At 64.6% G+C, this 15,682-nt stretch carries 17 protein-coding genes; 5 read left to right on the top strand and 12 right to left on the bottom strand.

Annotation, left to right across the window (positions count from 1 at the left end; genetic code table 11):
- Nucleotides 1-53 precede the first annotated feature (53 nt).
- Nucleotides 54-860, top strand: coding sequence for an SDR family oxidoreductase (locus tag AB4Y36_RS21700; RefSeq protein ID WP_069267534.1), 807 nt, complete (start codon nt 54-56; stop codon nt 858-860).
- A gap of 63 nt (nt 861-923) precedes the next feature.
- Here AB4Y36_RS21700 and AB4Y36_RS21695 read toward each other — a convergent pair whose 3' ends face one another.
- The 10 genes from AB4Y36_RS21695 to AB4Y36_RS21650 form a co-directional block, all read right to left on the bottom strand.
- On the bottom strand, nt 924-1,934 hold the full coding sequence (locus AB4Y36_RS21695; protein WP_342945668.1) for an inorganic phosphate transporter: 1,011 nt from the start codon (nt 1,932-1,934) through the stop codon (nt 924-926).
- A 10-nt stretch (nt 1,935-1,944) separates the two neighbouring features.
- A complete protein-coding gene (locus AB4Y36_RS21690) occupies nt 1,945-2,571 on the bottom strand; it encodes a DUF47 domain-containing protein (protein ID WP_069267536.1) in 627 nt (208 codons plus the stop codon).
- Between the two features lie 205 nt (nt 2,572-2,776).
- Nucleotides 2,777-4,159, bottom strand: a complete 1,383-nt coding sequence (locus tag AB4Y36_RS21685; RefSeq protein WP_069267537.1) for a replicative DNA helicase — start codon at nt 4,157-4,159, stop codon at nt 2,777-2,779.
- Nucleotides 4,160-4,323: 164 nt separating this feature from the next.
- Nucleotides 4,324-4,776, bottom strand: a complete 453-nt coding sequence (rplI, locus tag AB4Y36_RS21680; RefSeq protein WP_069267538.1) for a 50S ribosomal protein L9 — start codon at nt 4,774-4,776, stop codon at nt 4,324-4,326.
- Between the two features lie 27 nt (nt 4,777-4,803).
- On the bottom strand, nt 4,804-5,079 hold the full coding sequence (rpsR, locus tag AB4Y36_RS21675) for a 30S ribosomal protein S18 (RefSeq protein ID WP_027797225.1): 276 nt from the start codon (nt 5,077-5,079) through the stop codon (nt 4,804-4,806).
- Nucleotides 5,080-5,081: 2 nt separating this feature from the next.
- A complete protein-coding gene (priB, locus tag AB4Y36_RS21670) occupies nt 5,082-5,381 on the bottom strand; it encodes a primosomal replication protein N (RefSeq protein ID WP_028204898.1) in 300 nt (99 codons plus the stop codon).
- 45 nt (nt 5,382-5,426) lie between these two features.
- On the bottom strand, nt 5,427-5,798 hold the full coding sequence (gene rpsF / locus AB4Y36_RS21665; protein ID WP_028216785.1) for a 30S ribosomal protein S6: 372 nt from the start codon (nt 5,796-5,798) through the stop codon (nt 5,427-5,429).
- Nucleotides 5,799-5,995: 197 nt separating this feature from the next.
- On the bottom strand, nt 5,996-6,922 hold the full coding sequence (locus AB4Y36_RS21660) for an anti-sigma factor (RefSeq protein WP_368684030.1): 927 nt from the start codon (nt 6,920-6,922) through the stop codon (nt 5,996-5,998).
- Entirely contained in the window at nt 6,912-7,706 is a 795-nt protein-coding gene (locus AB4Y36_RS21655; RefSeq protein ID WP_083245505.1) for an RNA polymerase sigma factor, read from the bottom strand. The genes AB4Y36_RS21660 and AB4Y36_RS21655 overlap by 11 nt, the downstream gene beginning before the upstream one ends.
- Nucleotides 7,707-7,830: 124 nt before the next feature.
- The gene (locus AB4Y36_RS21650) at nt 7,831-8,739 is read right to left on the bottom strand and encodes a substrate binding domain-containing protein (protein ID WP_069267540.1); all 909 of its coding nucleotides are present in this window, start codon (nt 8,737-8,739) and stop codon (nt 7,831-7,833) included.
- A gap of 171 nt (nt 8,740-8,910) precedes the next feature.
- Here AB4Y36_RS21650 and gcl point away from each other — a divergent pair, with 171 nt between their 5' ends.
- The 4 genes from gcl to lysM all read left to right on the top strand — a co-directional run bounded on the left by gcl (nt 8,911) and on the right by lysM (nt 13,545).
- Nucleotides 8,911-10,695 (top strand): glyoxylate carboligase, encoded by a 1,785-nt coding sequence (gene gcl, locus AB4Y36_RS21645; RefSeq protein ID WP_368684029.1) that lies wholly within the window; start codon nt 8,911-8,913, stop codon nt 10,693-10,695.
- Nucleotides 10,696-10,820: 125 nt separating this feature from the next.
- The gene (hyi, locus tag AB4Y36_RS21640) at nt 10,821-11,618 is read left to right on the top strand and encodes a hydroxypyruvate isomerase (protein WP_368684028.1); all 798 of its coding nucleotides are present in this window, start codon (nt 10,821-10,823) and stop codon (nt 11,616-11,618) included.
- Nucleotides 11,619-11,675: 57 nt separating this feature from the next.
- Nucleotides 11,676-12,581, top strand: coding sequence for a 2-hydroxy-3-oxopropionate reductase (locus AB4Y36_RS21635; protein ID WP_368684027.1), 906 nt, complete (start codon nt 11,676-11,678; stop codon nt 12,579-12,581).
- Nucleotides 12,582-13,035: 454 nt separating this feature from the next.
- The gene (gene lysM, locus AB4Y36_RS21630; RefSeq protein WP_069267544.1) at nt 13,036-13,545 is read left to right on the top strand and encodes a peptidoglycan-binding protein LysM; all 510 of its coding nucleotides are present in this window, start codon (nt 13,036-13,038) and stop codon (nt 13,543-13,545) included.
- An 88-nt stretch (nt 13,546-13,633) separates the two neighbouring features.
- Here lysM and AB4Y36_RS21625 read toward each other — a convergent pair whose 3' ends face one another.
- Together AB4Y36_RS21625 and AB4Y36_RS21620 are read right to left on the bottom strand one after the other, a co-directional pair.
- Nucleotides 13,634-14,659: an asparaginase gene (locus AB4Y36_RS21625; protein WP_368684026.1), complete on the bottom strand. Its 1,026-nt coding sequence runs from the start codon at nt 14,657-14,659 to the stop codon at nt 13,634-13,636.
- Nucleotides 14,660-14,709: 50 nt separating this feature from the next.
- Nucleotides 14,710-15,636: a CysB family HTH-type transcriptional regulator gene (locus AB4Y36_RS21620; RefSeq protein WP_069267546.1), complete on the bottom strand. Its 927-nt coding sequence runs from the start codon at nt 15,634-15,636 to the stop codon at nt 14,710-14,712.
- Nucleotides 15,637-15,682 lie beyond the last annotated feature (46 nt).

The raw sequence follows: 15,682 nt of genomic DNA, 5'->3' as shown, positions 1-15,682 counted from the left end.
CCTCTGCTATCGTTTTGGGACCGTTTTTCATACTTTCGCGCAGCGAGGCGACGATGGATCTTGGACTCAGCAAGAAGGTGGTACTCGTGACGGGCGGCAGCAAGGGCATTGGCCTTGCCTGCGCGCGCGCCTTTGCGCAGGAAGGCGCCCGCGTGGCGATCGTCTCGCGCGACCCCGCCAATCTCGCGCGTGCTCGTGAGCAACTAGCGAGCGAAGGCCTGCACGTGCACCTCACGCGCGCGGACCTGCACGAGGCGCACAGCGCGGCCGACGTGGTCGAAGAAGTCTCCACCGCGGTCGGCCCCATCGATATCCTCATCAACAGCGCGGGCGCGGCACGCCGCTACGACCCGGAAACCCTCGATGCGGACGCGTTCAGGGCCACGATGGAGGCGAAATATTTCCCCTACATCTACCCGCAGCAGGAGGTGCTGCGCCGCATGGTGCAGCGGATCAAGTCGGGCGAGAGCATGGAACCCGGGGCGATCGTCAACATCATCGGCATGGGCGGCAAGTTCGCGAGCGACATCCATATCGCGGGCGGCGCGGCCAACGCGGCGCTGATGCTCGCGACCGTGGGCCTCGCGCATTACCACGCGCGCTATGGCATCCGCATCAACGCGATCAACCCCGGCGCCACGCTCACGGAGCGGCTGCAGGAGGCCGTTCAGCTGGAGGCGCAACGCACGGGCGTCGGTGCGCAAGAGGCCTTGGCGAACGGCGAATCGAAGGTGCCGCTCGGGCGCTACGCGAAGCCGGAGGAAATTGCCGATGTCGCGCTCTTCCTCGCGAGCCGCCGCGCGAGCTACGTCACGGGCGCGCTCATTCCGATGGATGGGGCGAGCACGCCGCTGATCTGAAGCGCGCGTCAGCGCGTGGGCGAGGCCTCAAAAGCACTGCGGCGCCCGAAGGCGCCGCAGCTTTTACATGAAGCGGTGACCGAGCCACCACGCGGCCGCGGCCAGCGTGGCCGAGGCCGGTATGGTCAGCACCCAGGCCCAGACGATGTTGCCCGCCACGCCCCAGCGCACCGCGCTGAGCTTCTGCGTCGCGCCAACGCCGACAATCGCGCCGGTGATCGTGTGCGTGGTCGAAACGGGAATGCCCATCCACGAAGCCGTGAAAAGCGTGAGCGCCCCGCCCGCCTCCGCGCAGAAACCGCCCACCGGCTTGAGCCTGGTGATTTTCTGACCCATCGTGCGCACGATGCGCCAGCCGCCGAACAGCGTGCCGAGACCCATCGACAGATAGCAGCCGCCGATCACCCAGATGGGCGGCGCGTCCGAACCGATCGCCGAGTAGCCCGTTGCGATCAGCAGCATCCAGATGATGCCGATGGTCTTCTGCGCGTCGTTGCCGCCGTGGCCGAGGCTATAGAGGCCAGCGGAAAGAAGCTGCAGGCGCCTGAAGCGCCGGTCGACCTTGCTTGGCGGCGTGCGGAAGTACAGCCACGACACCGTGAGCATGAAGAATGAACCGAGGATGAAACCGAGCAGCGGCGAGATGAAGATGAACGCCACGGTCTTCATGAGTCCGTCGAAGTTGAGCGAGGCCCAGCCCGACTTCGCGAGCGCCGCCCCCACGAGGCCGCCGATCAGCGCGTGCGACGAACTCGATGGAATGCCGTAGTACCAGGTGAGCACGTTCCAGCCGATCGCGCCCATCAGCGCGCCGAACACCACGTAGTGGTCGACGATATCGGGGTCGATGGTGCCCTTGCCTACCGTTTGCGCCACCTTCAGGTGGAAGACGAAATAGGCGATCACGTTGAACATGGCAGCAAAAGCCACCGCCTGCTGCGGCTTCAGAACGCCCGTAGACACGACCGTGGCGATGGAATTCGCCGCGTCGTGAAAGCCGTTCATGAAGTCGAAGACGAGAGCGATGGCGACCAGCGTCGCGACCGCCCAGAGAGCGAGTTGTATCGATTGCATCGCAGTGTGCTCAGGCGTTCTCTAGCACGATGCCTTCGATGATGTTCGCGACATCCTCGCACTTGTCCGTGATCGCTTCGAGCAGTTCGTAGATCGCCTTCAGCTTGATCAGGTTCTTGACGTCGTCTTCCTCGCGGAAGAGCTTCGAAATGGCCCCGCGCAGCAAGCGGTCGGCGTCGGACTCCAGACGGTCGATGTCTTCGCAGGCCTGCAGGATCTCGCGCGCCTGCTTCATGTCGGAGAGCAGGCCCACCGCCAGCTGCACGCGCTCGGCCGTGGCCGTCACCACGTGCGCCAGCTGGCTCGCCTCGGCGGTCACGGCTTGCACGTCGTAGAGCGAGATGGCCGTGGCGACGTCTTCCATCAGGTCGAGGCAGTCGTCCATCGTCGTGATCAGCTTGTGGATCTCGTCGCGGTCGAGCGGTGTGATGAAGGTCTTGTGCAGAAGGTCGATCGCCTCGTGCGTGAGCTTGTCGGCGGCCTTTTCGGAGGCCTGCACATTCTGCTTGTGAACCTCGGCGTCAGCGAGGTTATCGATCAGGAGTTCGAGTTCGCGGCTCGCGGAAACGATGCATTTCGCATGCGCATTGAAAATCTCGAAGAACTTGCCCTCGGTGGGCATGAATCGACCGAACATTGGTATCCCGGAAATTGGTCTCGGATTGCCGTCACGAAGCGGTGACTTCGCGGTCACTTCGCGGCAATCGGGCAGCAAAATAAGTGACAGAGATGGCTGTCATAAAACGGCAATATTGTATCGTCAGGCGGGAGCTGCCGCATGGATCGGCAGCCGCCAACGCGGCATTTGCGCCACTTTGGCGCAAGCCGCGCAACGCTTTGCGTTATTCGCCGTAGAAGGTCTGCGCCCCGGCAAAATTATCGAACTTCGTGTATTGACCATGGAACGTGAGGCGAACAGGTCCGATCGGACCGTTACGCTGCTTGCCGATGATGATTTCGGCCGTGCCCTTGTCTGGGCTGTCGGGGTTGTAGACTTCGTCGCGATAGATGAACAGGATGACGTCCGCGTCCTGTTCGATTGCGCCCGATTCGCGCAGGTCCGACATCACCGGCCGCTTGTTCGGACGCTGCTCCAGACCGCGGTTCAACTGCGAGAGCGCGATCACAGGGACATCTAGTTCCTTCGCCAGGCTCTTGAGCGAGCGCGAAATTTCTGAAATTTCCGTCGCACGGTTCTCGCCCGTGCCCGAGCCGCTCATCAGCTGCAGGTAGTCGATGATGATGAGCCCGAGCTTGCCGCACTGGCGCGACAGACGCCGCGCGCGCGAGCGCAATTCCATCGGATTCAGGCCGCCGGTTTCGTCGATGAAGATCTGCGCCTCGCTCATTTTCTGCACGGCGTGCGTGAGCTTCGGCCAATCCTCATCGGTCAGACGGCCCGTACGCATGCGGTGCTGATCCAGACGGCCCACCGACCCGAGCATACGCATGATGAGCTGCGTGCCCGGCATTTCCATGGAGAACACGGCCACCGGCAGGCCATACTCGACGGCCACGTACTCGCCGATGTTCATCGAGAACGCGGTCTTACCCATCGAGGGGCGCCCTGCCACGATGATCAGCTCGCCGCCGTGCATGCCCGACGTCATGCGGTCGAGGTCCATGAAGCCCGTAGGCGTGCCCGTCACGTCGCTCGGGTTGGCCGTGTGATAGAGCGTGTCGATGCGCTCCACGACCTGCGTGAGCAGCGGCCCGATCTCGAGGAAGCCCTGGGTGCCGCGCGCGCCGTCTTCGGCGATCGAGAACACCTTCGACTCGGCCTCGTCGAGCAGCTGGCGCACTTCCTTGCCCTGCGGGTTGAAGGCGTCGGCGGAAATTTCGTCGGCGACGGACACGAGTCGGCGCAGCACCGCACGGTCACGCACGATTTCCGCGTAGCGGCGAATATTCGCGGCGCTCGGCGTGTTCTGCGCGAGCGCGTTCAGGTATGCGAGGCCGCCCACGTCATCCGCTTTGCCCGAGGTGCCGAGCGCCTCGTACACCGTCACCACGTCGGCCGGGCGCGTGGCGGCGATCAGCCGGCCAATGTGCTCGAAAATGATGCGGTGATCGTAGCGATAGAAGTCGCTTTGCGAGAGGAAGTCGGCAATCCGGTCCCATGCGCCGTTATCCAGCAGCAGGCCGCCGAGCACCGATTGCTCGGCTTCGATCGAATGCGGCGGGACTTTCAGCGAGTCGAGTTGGGGATCTTTCGGAGCGTTCATGGAGGGCAATTATCGGACAAGGGGGTGCCTCGAACAAGCTTGAAAACTTGCAACGCGCGTAGCGTCCAGGCCGCGCACAACAAAAAAGGCAGAAGCCCTGCGGCTCCTGCCCTTCCTGAGTCTTGCGTCAAACCGCGCGGCCCGTGAGGGCCGCACGTGGGTACTTAGGCGTGCTCGCCGAGCACCGACACCGTGACGTCGACGAGGACGTCGGTGTGCAGTGCAACCTGCACCGGGTGGTCGCCCACCATCTTCAGCGGGCCTTCCGGCAGACGCACTTGCGCCTTTTCCACTGCGAAGCCTTGCTTCGTGAGCGCAACGGCGATGTCCGCGTTCGTGACCGAACCGAACAGGCGGCCGTCCACGCCGGCCTTCTGGCCGATCTGGACGGTCAGGCCGTTCAGCTTTTCGCCTTCGGCTTGCGCTGCCGCCAGCTTTTCAGCGGCGACCTTTTCGAGTTCTGCGCGGCGGACTTCGAATTCAGCGATTGCGTCCTTCGTAGCACGGCGTGCCTTCTTGTTCGGGATCAGGAAGTTACGTGCGTAACCGTCCTTCACCTTGACGATGTCGCCGAGGTTACCCAGGTTGACGACTTTTTCCAGAAGAATGATCTGCATTCTATTGCTCCTTATCGCGTCGTCTTATTAGGCCTTGTGCTGGTCGGTGTACGGCATCAGCGCGAGGAAACGCGCGCGCTTGATAGCCGTGTCCAGCTGACGCTGATAGTGGGCCTTCGTACCCGTCAGACGAGCCGGCGTGATCTTGCCGTTTTCGCCGATGAAGTCCTTCAGCGTGTCGAGGTCCTTGTAGTCGATTTGTTCGACGTTTGCAGCCGTGAAGCGGCAGAACTTCTTGCGCTTGAAGAGCGGGTTTTGTTGCTGACGACGCTTGTCGAATTTCTTACCAGTCGGGCGGGGCATGATTAGTCCTTTCCTGTGCCTTGCATTTCGGTGATGTGAAACACCAGGGTTCGCGCATTGCGGTGCTTTTTCGCCAGAAAACCGGTGAAGAGCGCTTCCACGCCCATCTCACAGCTTTCTACGAGACCGCAGGCCTTGCCGGCCGCGACCGCGGGCATCGTGAGTTCGACGAAGCGGGGAATGCCGGCTTCGACGACCTCCGTGCGATGCTGCAACGTGACGCTTGCGATCGGAACGCCGGCGGGGGTATACCGCACCGGTTCGCGTTCGACGACGCTAGCGGTAAGTTGAAGCCTGTTCACGCGGGGTTGGCTATGACTTTGCTTGAATCCTGATGGCTTACGTACTTAAGCCTGCGCTTCGGTCGGCTGGGCAGCCGCCTTCTTGGCTTCTTCGCGCTGCACTTCCTTCATCATCGGCGACGGGCCGGTTTCGGCCTTCTTCATCTTGACGATGAGGTGACGCAGAACAGCGTCGTTGAACTTGAACGCGTGTTCCAGTTCGTCGAGCGTGGCCTGGTCGCATTCGATGTTCATGCAGACGTAGTGAGCCTTCGCGAGTTTCTCGATCATGTAGGCCAGTTGACGACGGCCCCAGTCTTCGATGCGGTGGATCTGGCCACCGTGCGAGGTGATCGTGCTCTTGTAGCGCTCGATCATGGCGGGCACCTGCTCGCTCTGATCGGGATGCACGATGAAGACGATTTCGTAATGACGCATGTATCACTCCTTGTGGATTTAAGCCACCCGGGCGTCGGAACCGGTGCGGCAAGTGAGAAGCCGAAGATTGTAGCGCGCATGGGCTACGCACGCAAGACAGATCGTGCGTTCGGGCGATGATTCGGGCGTGTTTTCAATGACTTGCGCGGCGAGGAGCGCCATGAAGGCGCCCCTGTGCGGCCGTGTGAGGCGACAGCCTAGCTGCCGGCCGCCTCGCTCGCGCCGCCCGCGAGACGGGCGTCGAGCGCCGCGCGCAGGCCGTCGAGCGCGTCCGCACCGGCGTCCGACACCGCCCACAAGGTCATGCCCGCCGCCTGCCAGCGCAGAAGTGCGTAGCCTTCGCTCGAACTCTGCGGCACGGCGCCCGAGACGGCCGGCCCGTTCGCGCCTGGCGGGAACACATAGACATCGATCACGTGCTTGCCATGGTGATAGACGAGCACGGCGACGCGTTCGCGCCCCACATAATCGAGGCGCCCGCCCGCGAGCGCGAAGCCCTGCTGCGCCAGATCGAAGACAGGCGGCGCGTAGTCGATCCGGCCATTGAACCACGGCTTCACGGTATGGCGGTCGGTCGAGATCACGTCGATATCGCGGCCCGAAATCTGGGCCCGCACGTGGCTGGACACGAGATCGTCGACGAAGGCCATCTCAGCGGCCGGGCGGCGCAGTTGCAGCGTGGCAATCACTGCCAGCGCGCAAAGAATCAACACCGCGCAGCCGAACCACGCGAGCGTGGCCGCGCGCGGCCCCGCGTTGACGGACGCAGCGCCCCAGCCACGACCGCCCGCCTCGCCTCGCGCCCCGCCGCCGCTGCCCGGCCACCAGTTGCGCAGCCAGGCGCGCCAGCCGCCCGAAGCGCGCGCGGGGGTTGGCGAAGGCATTGCTTCCGCCGGCGGTACGTCCGTCGCCGGCAATGCCGCGACGATACGCGCAGCCAGCCCAGCCGGCGCACGGTGGTATGGCGCGGATCGGGTCATTCGAGAGATGGCCTGCGCGTCGTCGGCGACACGCCGGCATGGCTCGCAGCCTGCGAGATGCTCGCGCACACGCCATTCGTCGGCGGCGGAGAGTTCGCGGTCGACGCTCGCGTCGACCAGCGGGCGCGCTTCGTTACAGTTCATCGGGCGCCTCCGTCGTTCGGCCTTCGGTTTGAGAGCGAGTGCGCAACGGCGCTCCGCCGTCGGCGGCCGGCTCCTCGCGGAACCGACCGCCGTTCCCCCGGCCGGATGGTCTCCTGGCTTGACTGCTTCCCCCGACTCCTGCCCTGTCGTCCGCGCAGCCGGGGGCGCGGACAACCGAATCGTTTGCAGTCTCACCGACTGCACTACCTGCCGCTGACCTGTTTCGCTCGCCGCCGTGGTACGCCGCCAGCAGCGTCGCCAAGCGTCTGCGGCCACGCGCGAGCCGCGACATCACGGTGCCGAGCGGCAGATCGGCGATCGCCGCGATCTCGCGATAACCCAGCTCCTCCAGCTCGCGCAGCACCAGTACTTCCCGATACTCCACCGGCAGGCGCCTGAGCGCATCCTGCACATAACGGGTGTCTTCGGCGCGGATCGCGAGCGTCTCGGGATCGACGCCGCCCGTTTCCCAGCCTTCGAGCGGCGCGTCGTCGCGCAACTCGTCGAACGGCGCCACCTCTTCCGCGCCCGCGCGCCGCCGCCATTCGTCGTACCAGACGCGCCGCACGATCGCGAGCAGCCAGGGGCGGGCCTCGTCGCCGCGAAACGCGTCGAAGAAGCGGAACGCCCGCAGAAACGCCTCCTGGACGATATCTTCCGCGTCGCCCGGGTTACGCGAGAGCCAGCGCGCGAGGTTGTAGGCCGCATCGAGATGCGGCAGCGCCAGCGCCTGAAAGCGGCGGCTGCGTGCGGCCTCATCCTGCTCGTACGCGGTTTCTCCCACGTCGTCCCCTCGCGTCTTCGTTTGGCTTACGCGACCGTGGCCGCATACAGGCACTACCGAAGCTCGGGCCAGTTTATTCCCGCTCCGTGTGCACGAAAACGAAAAATAAATGCGAAATGCGCGACTACGCGCCGGCCCAGTACCCCGGACGCGCGTAGACCTCCTTTAGGTAGTCGATGAAGTAGCGCACGCGCGCCGGCACGTAGCGCTGCTGCGGATACACCGCGAGGATGTCGTAATCGGGCAGCGCGTATTCGTCGAGCACCGTTTCGAGTTCGCCGCGCGCGAGCTGGGCGTCGATCTCCCAGGTCGAACGCCAGCCAAGGCCGAGGCTCTCGGTCACCCAGCGGTGCAGCAGTTCGCCGTCGTTGCAGTCGAGCGTGCCGCCCACGCGCACGGTGACGAGCTTGCCGCCGCGGCTGAAGTACCAGCCGCGGTTCTGGCCGCCCTGCAGGTTGAACGCGAGGCAATTGTGGTTTGGCAGGTCTTCGAGCGTTTTCGGCCGCCCGTGCTTGCGGAAATATTCGGGCGTGCCGCACACGACGCGCCGGTTGGTGGCGAGCTTCACGGCGACGAAGTTCGGGTCCACCGCGCCGCCGATGCGGATCGACAGGTCGTAGCCCTCGCGCACCAGATCGACCACGCGGTCGGTGAGGTTGAACGACACCTGCAGTTCGGGCTTGTCGGCGAGGAACTCGGGCGCGAGCGGCGCGACGTGCTTGCGCCCGAACGCCGCCGGCGCCGAGACGATCAGATGGCCGCTCACCACCTGGCGCCCGGCGGATAGTTCGTTTTCGGCCTGATCCCAGTCGGCGAGCAGGCCGCGGCAGCGTTCGAGAAAGGCCGCGCCCTCCTCGCTCACCACGAGCCTGCGCGTAGAACGGTAAATGAGCTTCACGCCGAGACGCTTTTCGAGCGCGTCGATACGCCGCCCGAGGATCACCGGCGAAACACCTTCCTCGAGCGCCGCCGCCGCGAGGCTGCCCGCTTCTGCGACGCGCACGAAGGTTTCGATCTGCTTGAATCGGTCCATTGCGTGTCTCCCCCGTCGGGTTGCGAGCCGGAAAGCCCCTCCCGCCGGCATTCCATACTTTTTGTTTCGGAATAAACGACCTGGACTGATCTTATCAAACCTTTCCTGCGCCCCTAAAGTGGGCCTCAACGCATCGCCATTCCTCGCATACGAGACATTCAGGAGACAATCATGGCCAAAATGAGAGCCGTCGACGCCGCCGTTCTGGTGCTCGAAAAAGAAGGCATCGACACCGCTTTCGGCGTGCCGGGCGCCGCCATCAATCCGTTCTATTCGGCGATGAAAAGGGCCGGCGGCATCACGCACGTGCTGGCGCGCCACGTCGAAGGCGCCTCGCACATGGCCGAAGGCTACACGCGCGCCACGCCGGGCAACATCGGCGTGTGTATCGGCACCTCGGGCCCCGCGGGCACCGACATGATCACGGGCCTCTACTCGGCCCAGGCCGATTCGATTCCGATCCTCGCGATCACGGGCCAGGCGCCGCGCGCGCGCCTCTACAAGGAAGACTTCCAGGCCGTCGACATCGAGTCGATCGCCAAGCCCGTCACCAAGTGGGCCGTCACCGTGCGCGAGCCGGCGCTCGTGCCGCGCGTGTTCCAGCAGGCGTTCCATCTGATGCGCTCGGGCCGTCCGGGTCCGGTGCTGGTCGATCTGCCGATCGACGTGCAGCTCGCCGAAATCGAATTCGACATCGACACGTACGAGCCGCTGCCGGTCTACAAGCCGCGCGCGACGCGCAAGCAGATCGAAGCCGCGCTCGAACTGCTCAACGCGAGCGACAAGCCGCTGATCGTCTCGGGCGGCGGCGTGCTCAACGCAGCAGCCGAAGACCTGCTCGTGCAGTTCGCCGAAACCGTGGGCGTGCCCGTGATCCCGACGCTCATGTCGTGGGGCGCGATTGCCGACGACCATCCGCTCATGGCCGGCATGGTCGGCCTGCAGACCTCGCATCGCTACGGCAACGCCACGATGCTCGCCTCCGACTTCGTGCTCGGCATCGGCAACCGTTGGGCGAACCGCCATACGGGCAGCGTCGAGGTGTACACGAAGGGTCGCAAGTTCGTGCACGTCGATATCGAACCGACGCAGATCGGCCGCGTGTTCGGCCCGGATCTCGGCATTGTCTCGGACGCGAAGGCCGCACTCGAACTATTCGCCGAAATCGCCACGGAATGGAAGGCCGCGGGCAAGCTGAAGGATCGCAGCGCGTGGGTGGCCGACTGCCAGGAGCGCAAGCGCACGATGCTTCGCAAGACGCACTTCGAGAACACGCCGATCAAGCCGCAACGCGTGTACGAAGAGATGAACAAGGCGTTTGGCCGCGACACCTGCTACGTGAGCACCATCGGCCTTTCGCAGATCGCCGGCGCGCAGTTCCTGCACGTGTATAAGGCGCGCAACTGGATCAACTGCGGCCAGGCGGGCCCGCTCGGCTGGACGATTCCCGCGGCGCTCGGTGTGCGCGCAGCCGATCCGACGCGTCCCATCGTGGCGCTCTCGGGCGACTATGACTTCCAGTTCATGGTCGAAGAGCTGGCCGTGGGCGCGCAGTTCAAGCTGCCGTACGTGCACGTCGTCGTGAATAACTCGTATCTCGGACTGATCCGCCAGGCGCAGCGCGCGTTCGACATGGACTTCTGCGTGCAGCTCGCGTTCGAGAACATCAACGCGCCTGAAGTGAACGGCTATGGCGTCGATCACGTGACGGTCGCCGAAGGCCTCGGCTGCAAGGCGCTGCGCGTGTTCAAGCCCGAAGAGATCGCCCCGGCGCTCAAAGAGGCCCAGGCGCTCGCCGCCGAGCACAGCGTGCCGGTCGTCGTCGAAGTGATACTCGAGCGTGTGACCAACATCTCGATGGGCACCGAGATCGACGCCATCAACGAGTTCGAGGAACTGGCCGAAAAACCCGAGCACGCGCCGACTGCCATCAGCGCGATCAATGCCCTCGACTGAGCGCACTCGAGCCCGCATCAACGCAGCACGAGCAGCGCGCCCGGCATCGGCGCGCTGCCTGAATGATTGACTGCGTGACCTTCCGCCTGACTTCTTTCATTGACCGACCAGCGAGACCCAGCACCATGCCAAAATTCGCCGCGAACCTCACCATGCTGTTCAACGAAGTGCCCTTCCTCGACCGCTTCGCAGCGGCCGCACAAGCGGGCTTCGACGCCGTGGAGTTCCTGTTCCCGTATCCGTACAAGGCCGCCGAACTGGCCGAGCGCCTCGAGGTCAACGGGCTGAAGCTCGTCCTCCACAACCTGCCCGCCGGCAACTGGGAAGCGGGCGAGCGCGGCATTGCCTGCCTGCCCGAGCGCCGCGGCGAGTTCCAGGAAGGCGTGGGCCGCGCGATCGAATACGCAAAGGCGCTGAAGGTGCCGCAACTGAACTGCCTCGTCGGCATTCCGACGGCAGGCGTCGATCGCGACACGGCGCTCGCCACGATCGTCGAGAACCTGCGCTACGCCGCGGGCGAATTGAAACGCGAAGGCATCCGCCTGCTGGTCGAGCCGTGCAATTCGTACGACATTCCCGGCTTCGCGCTGAACCGCTCGGGCGAAGCGCTCGACGTGATCGAAAAGACCGGCTCGGACAACCTGTTCCTTCAGTACGACATCTATCACATGCAGCGTATGGAAGGCGAACTCGCCGCGACGATCAAGAAGCACTTCGCGAAAATCGCCCACGTCCAGCTCGCCGACAATCCTGGCCGCAACGAACCCGGCACGGGCGAAATCAACTACCCGTTCCTGTTCGATCTGCTCGACTCGCTCGGCTACGAAGGCCACATCGGCTGCGAGTACAAGCCGCGCACGACGACCGTCGAAGGCCTCGGCTGGCTGCGCAGCGCGAAGCAGCGCACCGCCGAACTCGCCTGAGCCCGCAATCGGACGCAACGACGCACATTCACGCATTCGCTTTAACGGAGACACAAGATGGCAAAGATTGGCTTTATCGGACTCGGCATCATGGGCGCGCACATGGCGCGCAACCTCATCAAGGGCGGCCACACGCTCGCCGTGAACGGCAAGTATCCGGTGCCCGACGACCTGCGCACGCAAACCGAAGTCGTCGCCGATTCGACGGCTGTCGCGAAGGTATCGGACATCGTCATCGTGATGGTGCCGGACACGCCTGATGTCGCCAACGTCCTGTTCGCCGACGACGGCGTCGTCAAGGGTCTCTCGGCCGGCAAGCTCGTGATCGACATGAGCTCGATCTCGCCGCTCGAAACGCAACAGTTCGCCAAACAGATCAACTCACTCGGCTGCGACTATCTCGACGCGCCGGTCTCGGGCGGTGAAGTCGGCGCACGCGAAGCCACGCTCACGATCATGGTGGGCGGCCCGCAGAAGTCGTTCGATCTTGCCAAGCCGTTGTTCGAATTGATGGGCAAGAATATTTCGCTCATCGGCGACAACGGCGCGGGCCAGACCTGCAAGGTGGCGAACCAGATCATCGTCGCGCTGAACATCGAGGCCGTGGCCGAAGCGCTGCTGTTCGCAGCACGTTCGGGCGCGGACCCCGAGCGCGTGCGCAAGGCCCTCATGGGCGGCTTCGCTTCGTCGCGCATTCTCGAAGTGCACGGCGAGCGCATGACCAGGCGCACGTTCAATCCGGGCTTCCGCATCGAACTGCACCAGAAGGACCTGAATCTCGCGATCGACGGCGCGCGCAAGCTGGGCATCGCGCTGCCGCATACCGCGAGCGCGCAGCAGCTCTTCAGCGTGTGCGCCGCGAACGGCGGCAAGGCATGGGACCACTCGGCCATGATCCGCGCGCTCGAGATCATGGCGAACTTCGAGATCGCCGAGCCGCAAGCGCAGGTGAAGGTGGCTTGATTTTCAGCGGTAGCAGGTAGCAGCACGGCGGTTCGCGCGACGCAACGTGCGGACCGCCTGTAGAACCGGATCACGCATACCGGCTGGTGCGCAGGCATTCGAGCGTGTGCATCAGCCTCCCGTGGGGCGCTTCGCGGCGGCGGCAACCGTCGCGAGGCAAATCGGTGCCGCTCTGGGCTGAGGGCGGCCAGTGGGGTCCGAAAGCGGCGCCCGGTGACGGCGGGGAAGCCTTGGTCGGTCAGACGTCGTCATCGGGTGTCCGCGTGTCGGATGCCCGTTTTTCTTTGCCTTCTCTCTTCTTTCCCCGGTTTCACACTCTTTGACGCTGCCCCGATGGACGCGTTCGCGACCGCGTTTCTAGAATCGTGCTTTCATCGGGCTGTCATGCCGACGGGTCAATGTGGACCCGACGCGTGACCACCCAGTCATTTCCAGCACGTGAGGAGTGTGATCGATGGGCATTATCAATTTCATCAAGGAAGCAGGCGAAAAACTCTTCGGCACGGCTGCCGCGCCGGCCGCCGCCGCGGAACCCGCTGCCGCACCGGCAGACCCCGCCGCGAATCTCGCCGAGCTGAACCAGAAGGCCGGCGACGCGATCGCGGCCTATATCCGCTCGCAGGGCCTCGACGCCGACAACCTCGGCGTGACCTACGACGGCGTCTCGCACACGGTGACGGTCACCGGCAACGCCGCCGACCAGCCCACCAAGGAGAAGATCCTCGTCGCGGCCGGCAACGTGCAGAACGTCGACAAGGTCGACGACCAGATGACCGTGACCAACCCCGCGCCCGAAGCGCAGCACCACACGGTCGTTGCCGGCGACAACCTCTGGAAGATCGCCGAAAAGTACTATGGCAGCGGCGCGAAGAACGACGCGATCTTCGAGGCGAACACGCCGATGCTCAAGAGCCCGGACAAGATCTATCCGGGTCAGGTGCTCGTGATTCCGCCGCTGCAGTAAGTGCGGCGACACACGAACAGGGCCAGAAACGAAACGGGCCTGGCGGAGCGATCCGCCAGGCCCGTTTTTACTTTGTACGCGGCCAGGCTCAGTACGTGTCGAACACGCCCTGCAGCCCCGCCTTGTCGGTCGTGCCAGCCGCCAGCGCGAGCAGCAGCAGCACACGCGCCTTGTACGGGCTAAGCGTGCCCGAAGACACGAAGCCGAGCGTATCGTCCTTGGCCGCGCCGTTGTGCATCACGTGGCCCGAGCCGACGCGCGAGGCGCGCACGACGGCCACGCCCTTGGCGGCCGCTTCGGCCAGCGACTGCTGCAACGCGCCGTGAATCGAGCCGTTGCCCGTGCCGGCCACGACGAACCCATCTACACCGGCGGCAAAGAGTGCTTCGACCGCCGCGCGCGACACGCCCGCGTAGCTCGTCACGATCTCGACCTGCGGCCATTGGACCGGTGCCGTGAACGGCGCATCGACCGTATGCGGGCGCAGCGCGCGGCGCTGGAATTCCACGCGCCCATCCTGCACCCAGCCCAGCGCGCCGATTTCCGGCGACTGGAATGCATCCACCGCATAGGTGCTGATCTTCGCGACGTCGCGTGCGCAATGAATGCGGTTATTGAACGCCACCAGCACGCCCTGTCCCGCCGCCGCCTCGCTCACCGCGAGCGTGACGGCATTGAGCAGATTGAGCGGGCCGTCGGCGGAAAGCGCCGTGGCGGGCCGCATGGCGGCCGTCAAGATACATGGCTTCGCGCTCTTCACCGTGAGATGCAGCAGGTACGCGGTTTCTTCGAGCGTATCCGTGCCGTGCGTGATCACCACGCCGTCGATCTCGTCGCTGGCCAGCAGTTCGTTCACGCGCTGCGCGAGCGTAGTCCATAGCGCAAGCGACATGTCCTTGCTGTCGATGCTCGCGACCTGCTCGGCATGGATCTGGGCGATGGCGTCGAGGCCCGGCACGGCTGCGAGCAGCTGCGCAACGCCGATCACGCCGGCCTGGTAGCCCGCGGTGTTCGCGGCGTCCGCGGCGGAGCCCGCAATCGTGCCGCCCGTGGCGAGCACGGCAATGCGCGGCAGCCTGGGCGCCGCCGCTGAGGAGGAAGTGGAAGTATTCATGGCGGCGATTTTAAGCGATCCGCCGCCCGCCGAGAAAGTCAGCGCGCTTTTCAGGTTGCCTCGCGCAGCTGGCTCGCGATCTGCTGCTCGGTGAGCTGCGGCGCGAACATTTCGATGAGCCGGTACGCGTACTGGCGCAGGAATGCGCCCTTGCGCAGGCCCACTCGCGTCGTGCTCGCATCGAAGAGATGCTCCGTGTCGAGCGCGACGAGTTCGCTGTCGCGCTTCGGGTCGTAGGCCATCGCCGCGACGATGCCCACGCCCATGCCGAGTTCGACGTAGGTCTTGATCACGTCCGCGTCGATGGCGGTCAGCACCACGTCGGGCACCACGCTCGCTTTCGCGAACGCCTGGTCGATGTGCGAGCGGCCCGTGAAGTCCTGGTCGTAGGTGATGACCGGATACTCGGCCACGTCTTCGAGCGTGAGATTTTCGCGGCCCACGAGCGGATGCGACTTCGGCACGACCACCACGTGATGCCACGAGTAGCACGGGAACGTGACGATGTCGGGGAAGCGGTCGAGCGCCTCGGTCGAGATGCCGATGTCGGCCTCGCCGTTGATGATCATCTGCGCGATCTGCTGCGGATTGCCCTGACGCAACGCGAGATGGACTTTCGGAAACACTTCGCGGAACCGGTGCACGACCTTAGGCAGCGCGTAACGCGCCTGCGTGTGCGTCGTCGCGACCACGAGGTGGCCGCTGTCCTGGTCTGCGAACTGGCGCGCCACGCGGCGCAGGTTCTCGGCGTCGAGCAGCATGCGCTCGATCAGCTGATGCACGGCCTTGCCAGGCTCCGTGAGGCCGGTCAGGCGCTTGCCGCGGCGAATGAAAATGTCCACGCCGAGCTCGTCTTCGAGATCCTTGATCTGCTTGGAGACGCCTGATTGCGACGTATACAGCACGTTCGCCACTTCGGTCAGGTTCATGTTCTGCCGTACGGCTTCGCGCACGAAACGCAACTGCTGAAAATTCATGGTCTTCTCTCCGGGACTGCTGACCGATTATTCGTTTTTGTCGATG

Source organism: Paraburkholderia sp. BR10936, from assembly GCF_040965735.1.
Lineage (GTDB): Bacteria > Pseudomonadota > Gammaproteobacteria > Burkholderiales > Burkholderiaceae > Paraburkholderia > Paraburkholderia nodosa_A.
Note: the sequence above shows the minus strand (reverse complement) of the source record. Positions and strands in the feature narration are given on the sequence as shown.

Excerpts from the sequence above, each read along its gene's own strand:
- AB4Y36_RS21635 (WP_368684027.1), top strand. The coding sequence starts at position 11,676 with ATGGCAAAGATTGGCTTTATCGGACTCGGCATCATGGGCGCGCACATG.
- lysM (WP_069267544.1), top strand. The coding sequence starts at position 13,036 with ATGGGCATTATCAATTTCATCAAGGAAGCAGGCGAAAAACTCTTCGGC.
- AB4Y36_RS21700 (WP_069267534.1), top strand. The coding sequence starts at position 54 with ATGGATCTTGGACTCAGCAAGAAGGTGGTACTCGTGACGGGCGGCAGC.
- rplI (WP_069267538.1), bottom strand. The coding sequence starts at position 4,776 with ATGCAGATCATTCTTCTGGAAAAAGTCGTCAACCTGGGTAACCTCGGC.
- AB4Y36_RS21690 (WP_069267536.1), bottom strand. The coding sequence starts at position 2,571 with ATGTTCGGTCGATTCATGCCCACCGAGGGCAAGTTCTTCGAGATTTTC.
- rpsR (WP_027797225.1), bottom strand. The coding sequence starts at position 5,079 with ATGCCCCGCCCGACTGGTAAGAAATTCGACAAGCGTCGTCAGCAACAA.
- AB4Y36_RS21650 (WP_069267540.1), bottom strand. The coding sequence starts at position 8,739 with ATGGACCGATTCAAGCAGATCGAAACCTTCGTGCGCGTCGCAGAAGCG.
- AB4Y36_RS21660 (WP_368684030.1), bottom strand. The coding sequence starts at position 6,922 with ATGAACTGTAACGAAGCGCGCCCGCTGGTCGACGCGAGCGTCGACCGC.
- rpsF (WP_028216785.1), bottom strand. The coding sequence starts at position 5,798 with ATGCGTCATTACGAAATCGTCTTCATCGTGCATCCCGATCAGAGCGAG.
- AB4Y36_RS21625 (WP_368684026.1), bottom strand. The coding sequence starts at position 14,659 with ATGAATACTTCCACTTCCTCCTCAGCGGCGGCGCCCAGGCTGCCGCGC.
- AB4Y36_RS21685 (WP_069267537.1), bottom strand. The coding sequence starts at position 4,159 with ATGAACGCTCCGAAAGATCCCCAACTCGACTCGCTGAAAGTCCCGCCG.
- AB4Y36_RS21695 (WP_342945668.1), bottom strand. The coding sequence starts at position 1,934 with ATGCAATCGATACAACTCGCTCTCTGGGCGGTCGCGACGCTGGTCGCC.
- AB4Y36_RS21620 (WP_069267546.1), bottom strand. The coding sequence starts at position 15,636 with ATGAATTTTCAGCAGTTGCGTTTCGTGCGCGAAGCCGTACGGCAGAAC.
- hyi (WP_368684028.1), top strand. The coding sequence starts at position 10,821 with ATGCCAAAATTCGCCGCGAACCTCACCATGCTGTTCAACGAAGTGCCC.
- gcl (WP_368684029.1), top strand. The coding sequence starts at position 8,911 with ATGGCCAAAATGAGAGCCGTCGACGCCGCCGTTCTGGTGCTCGAAAAA.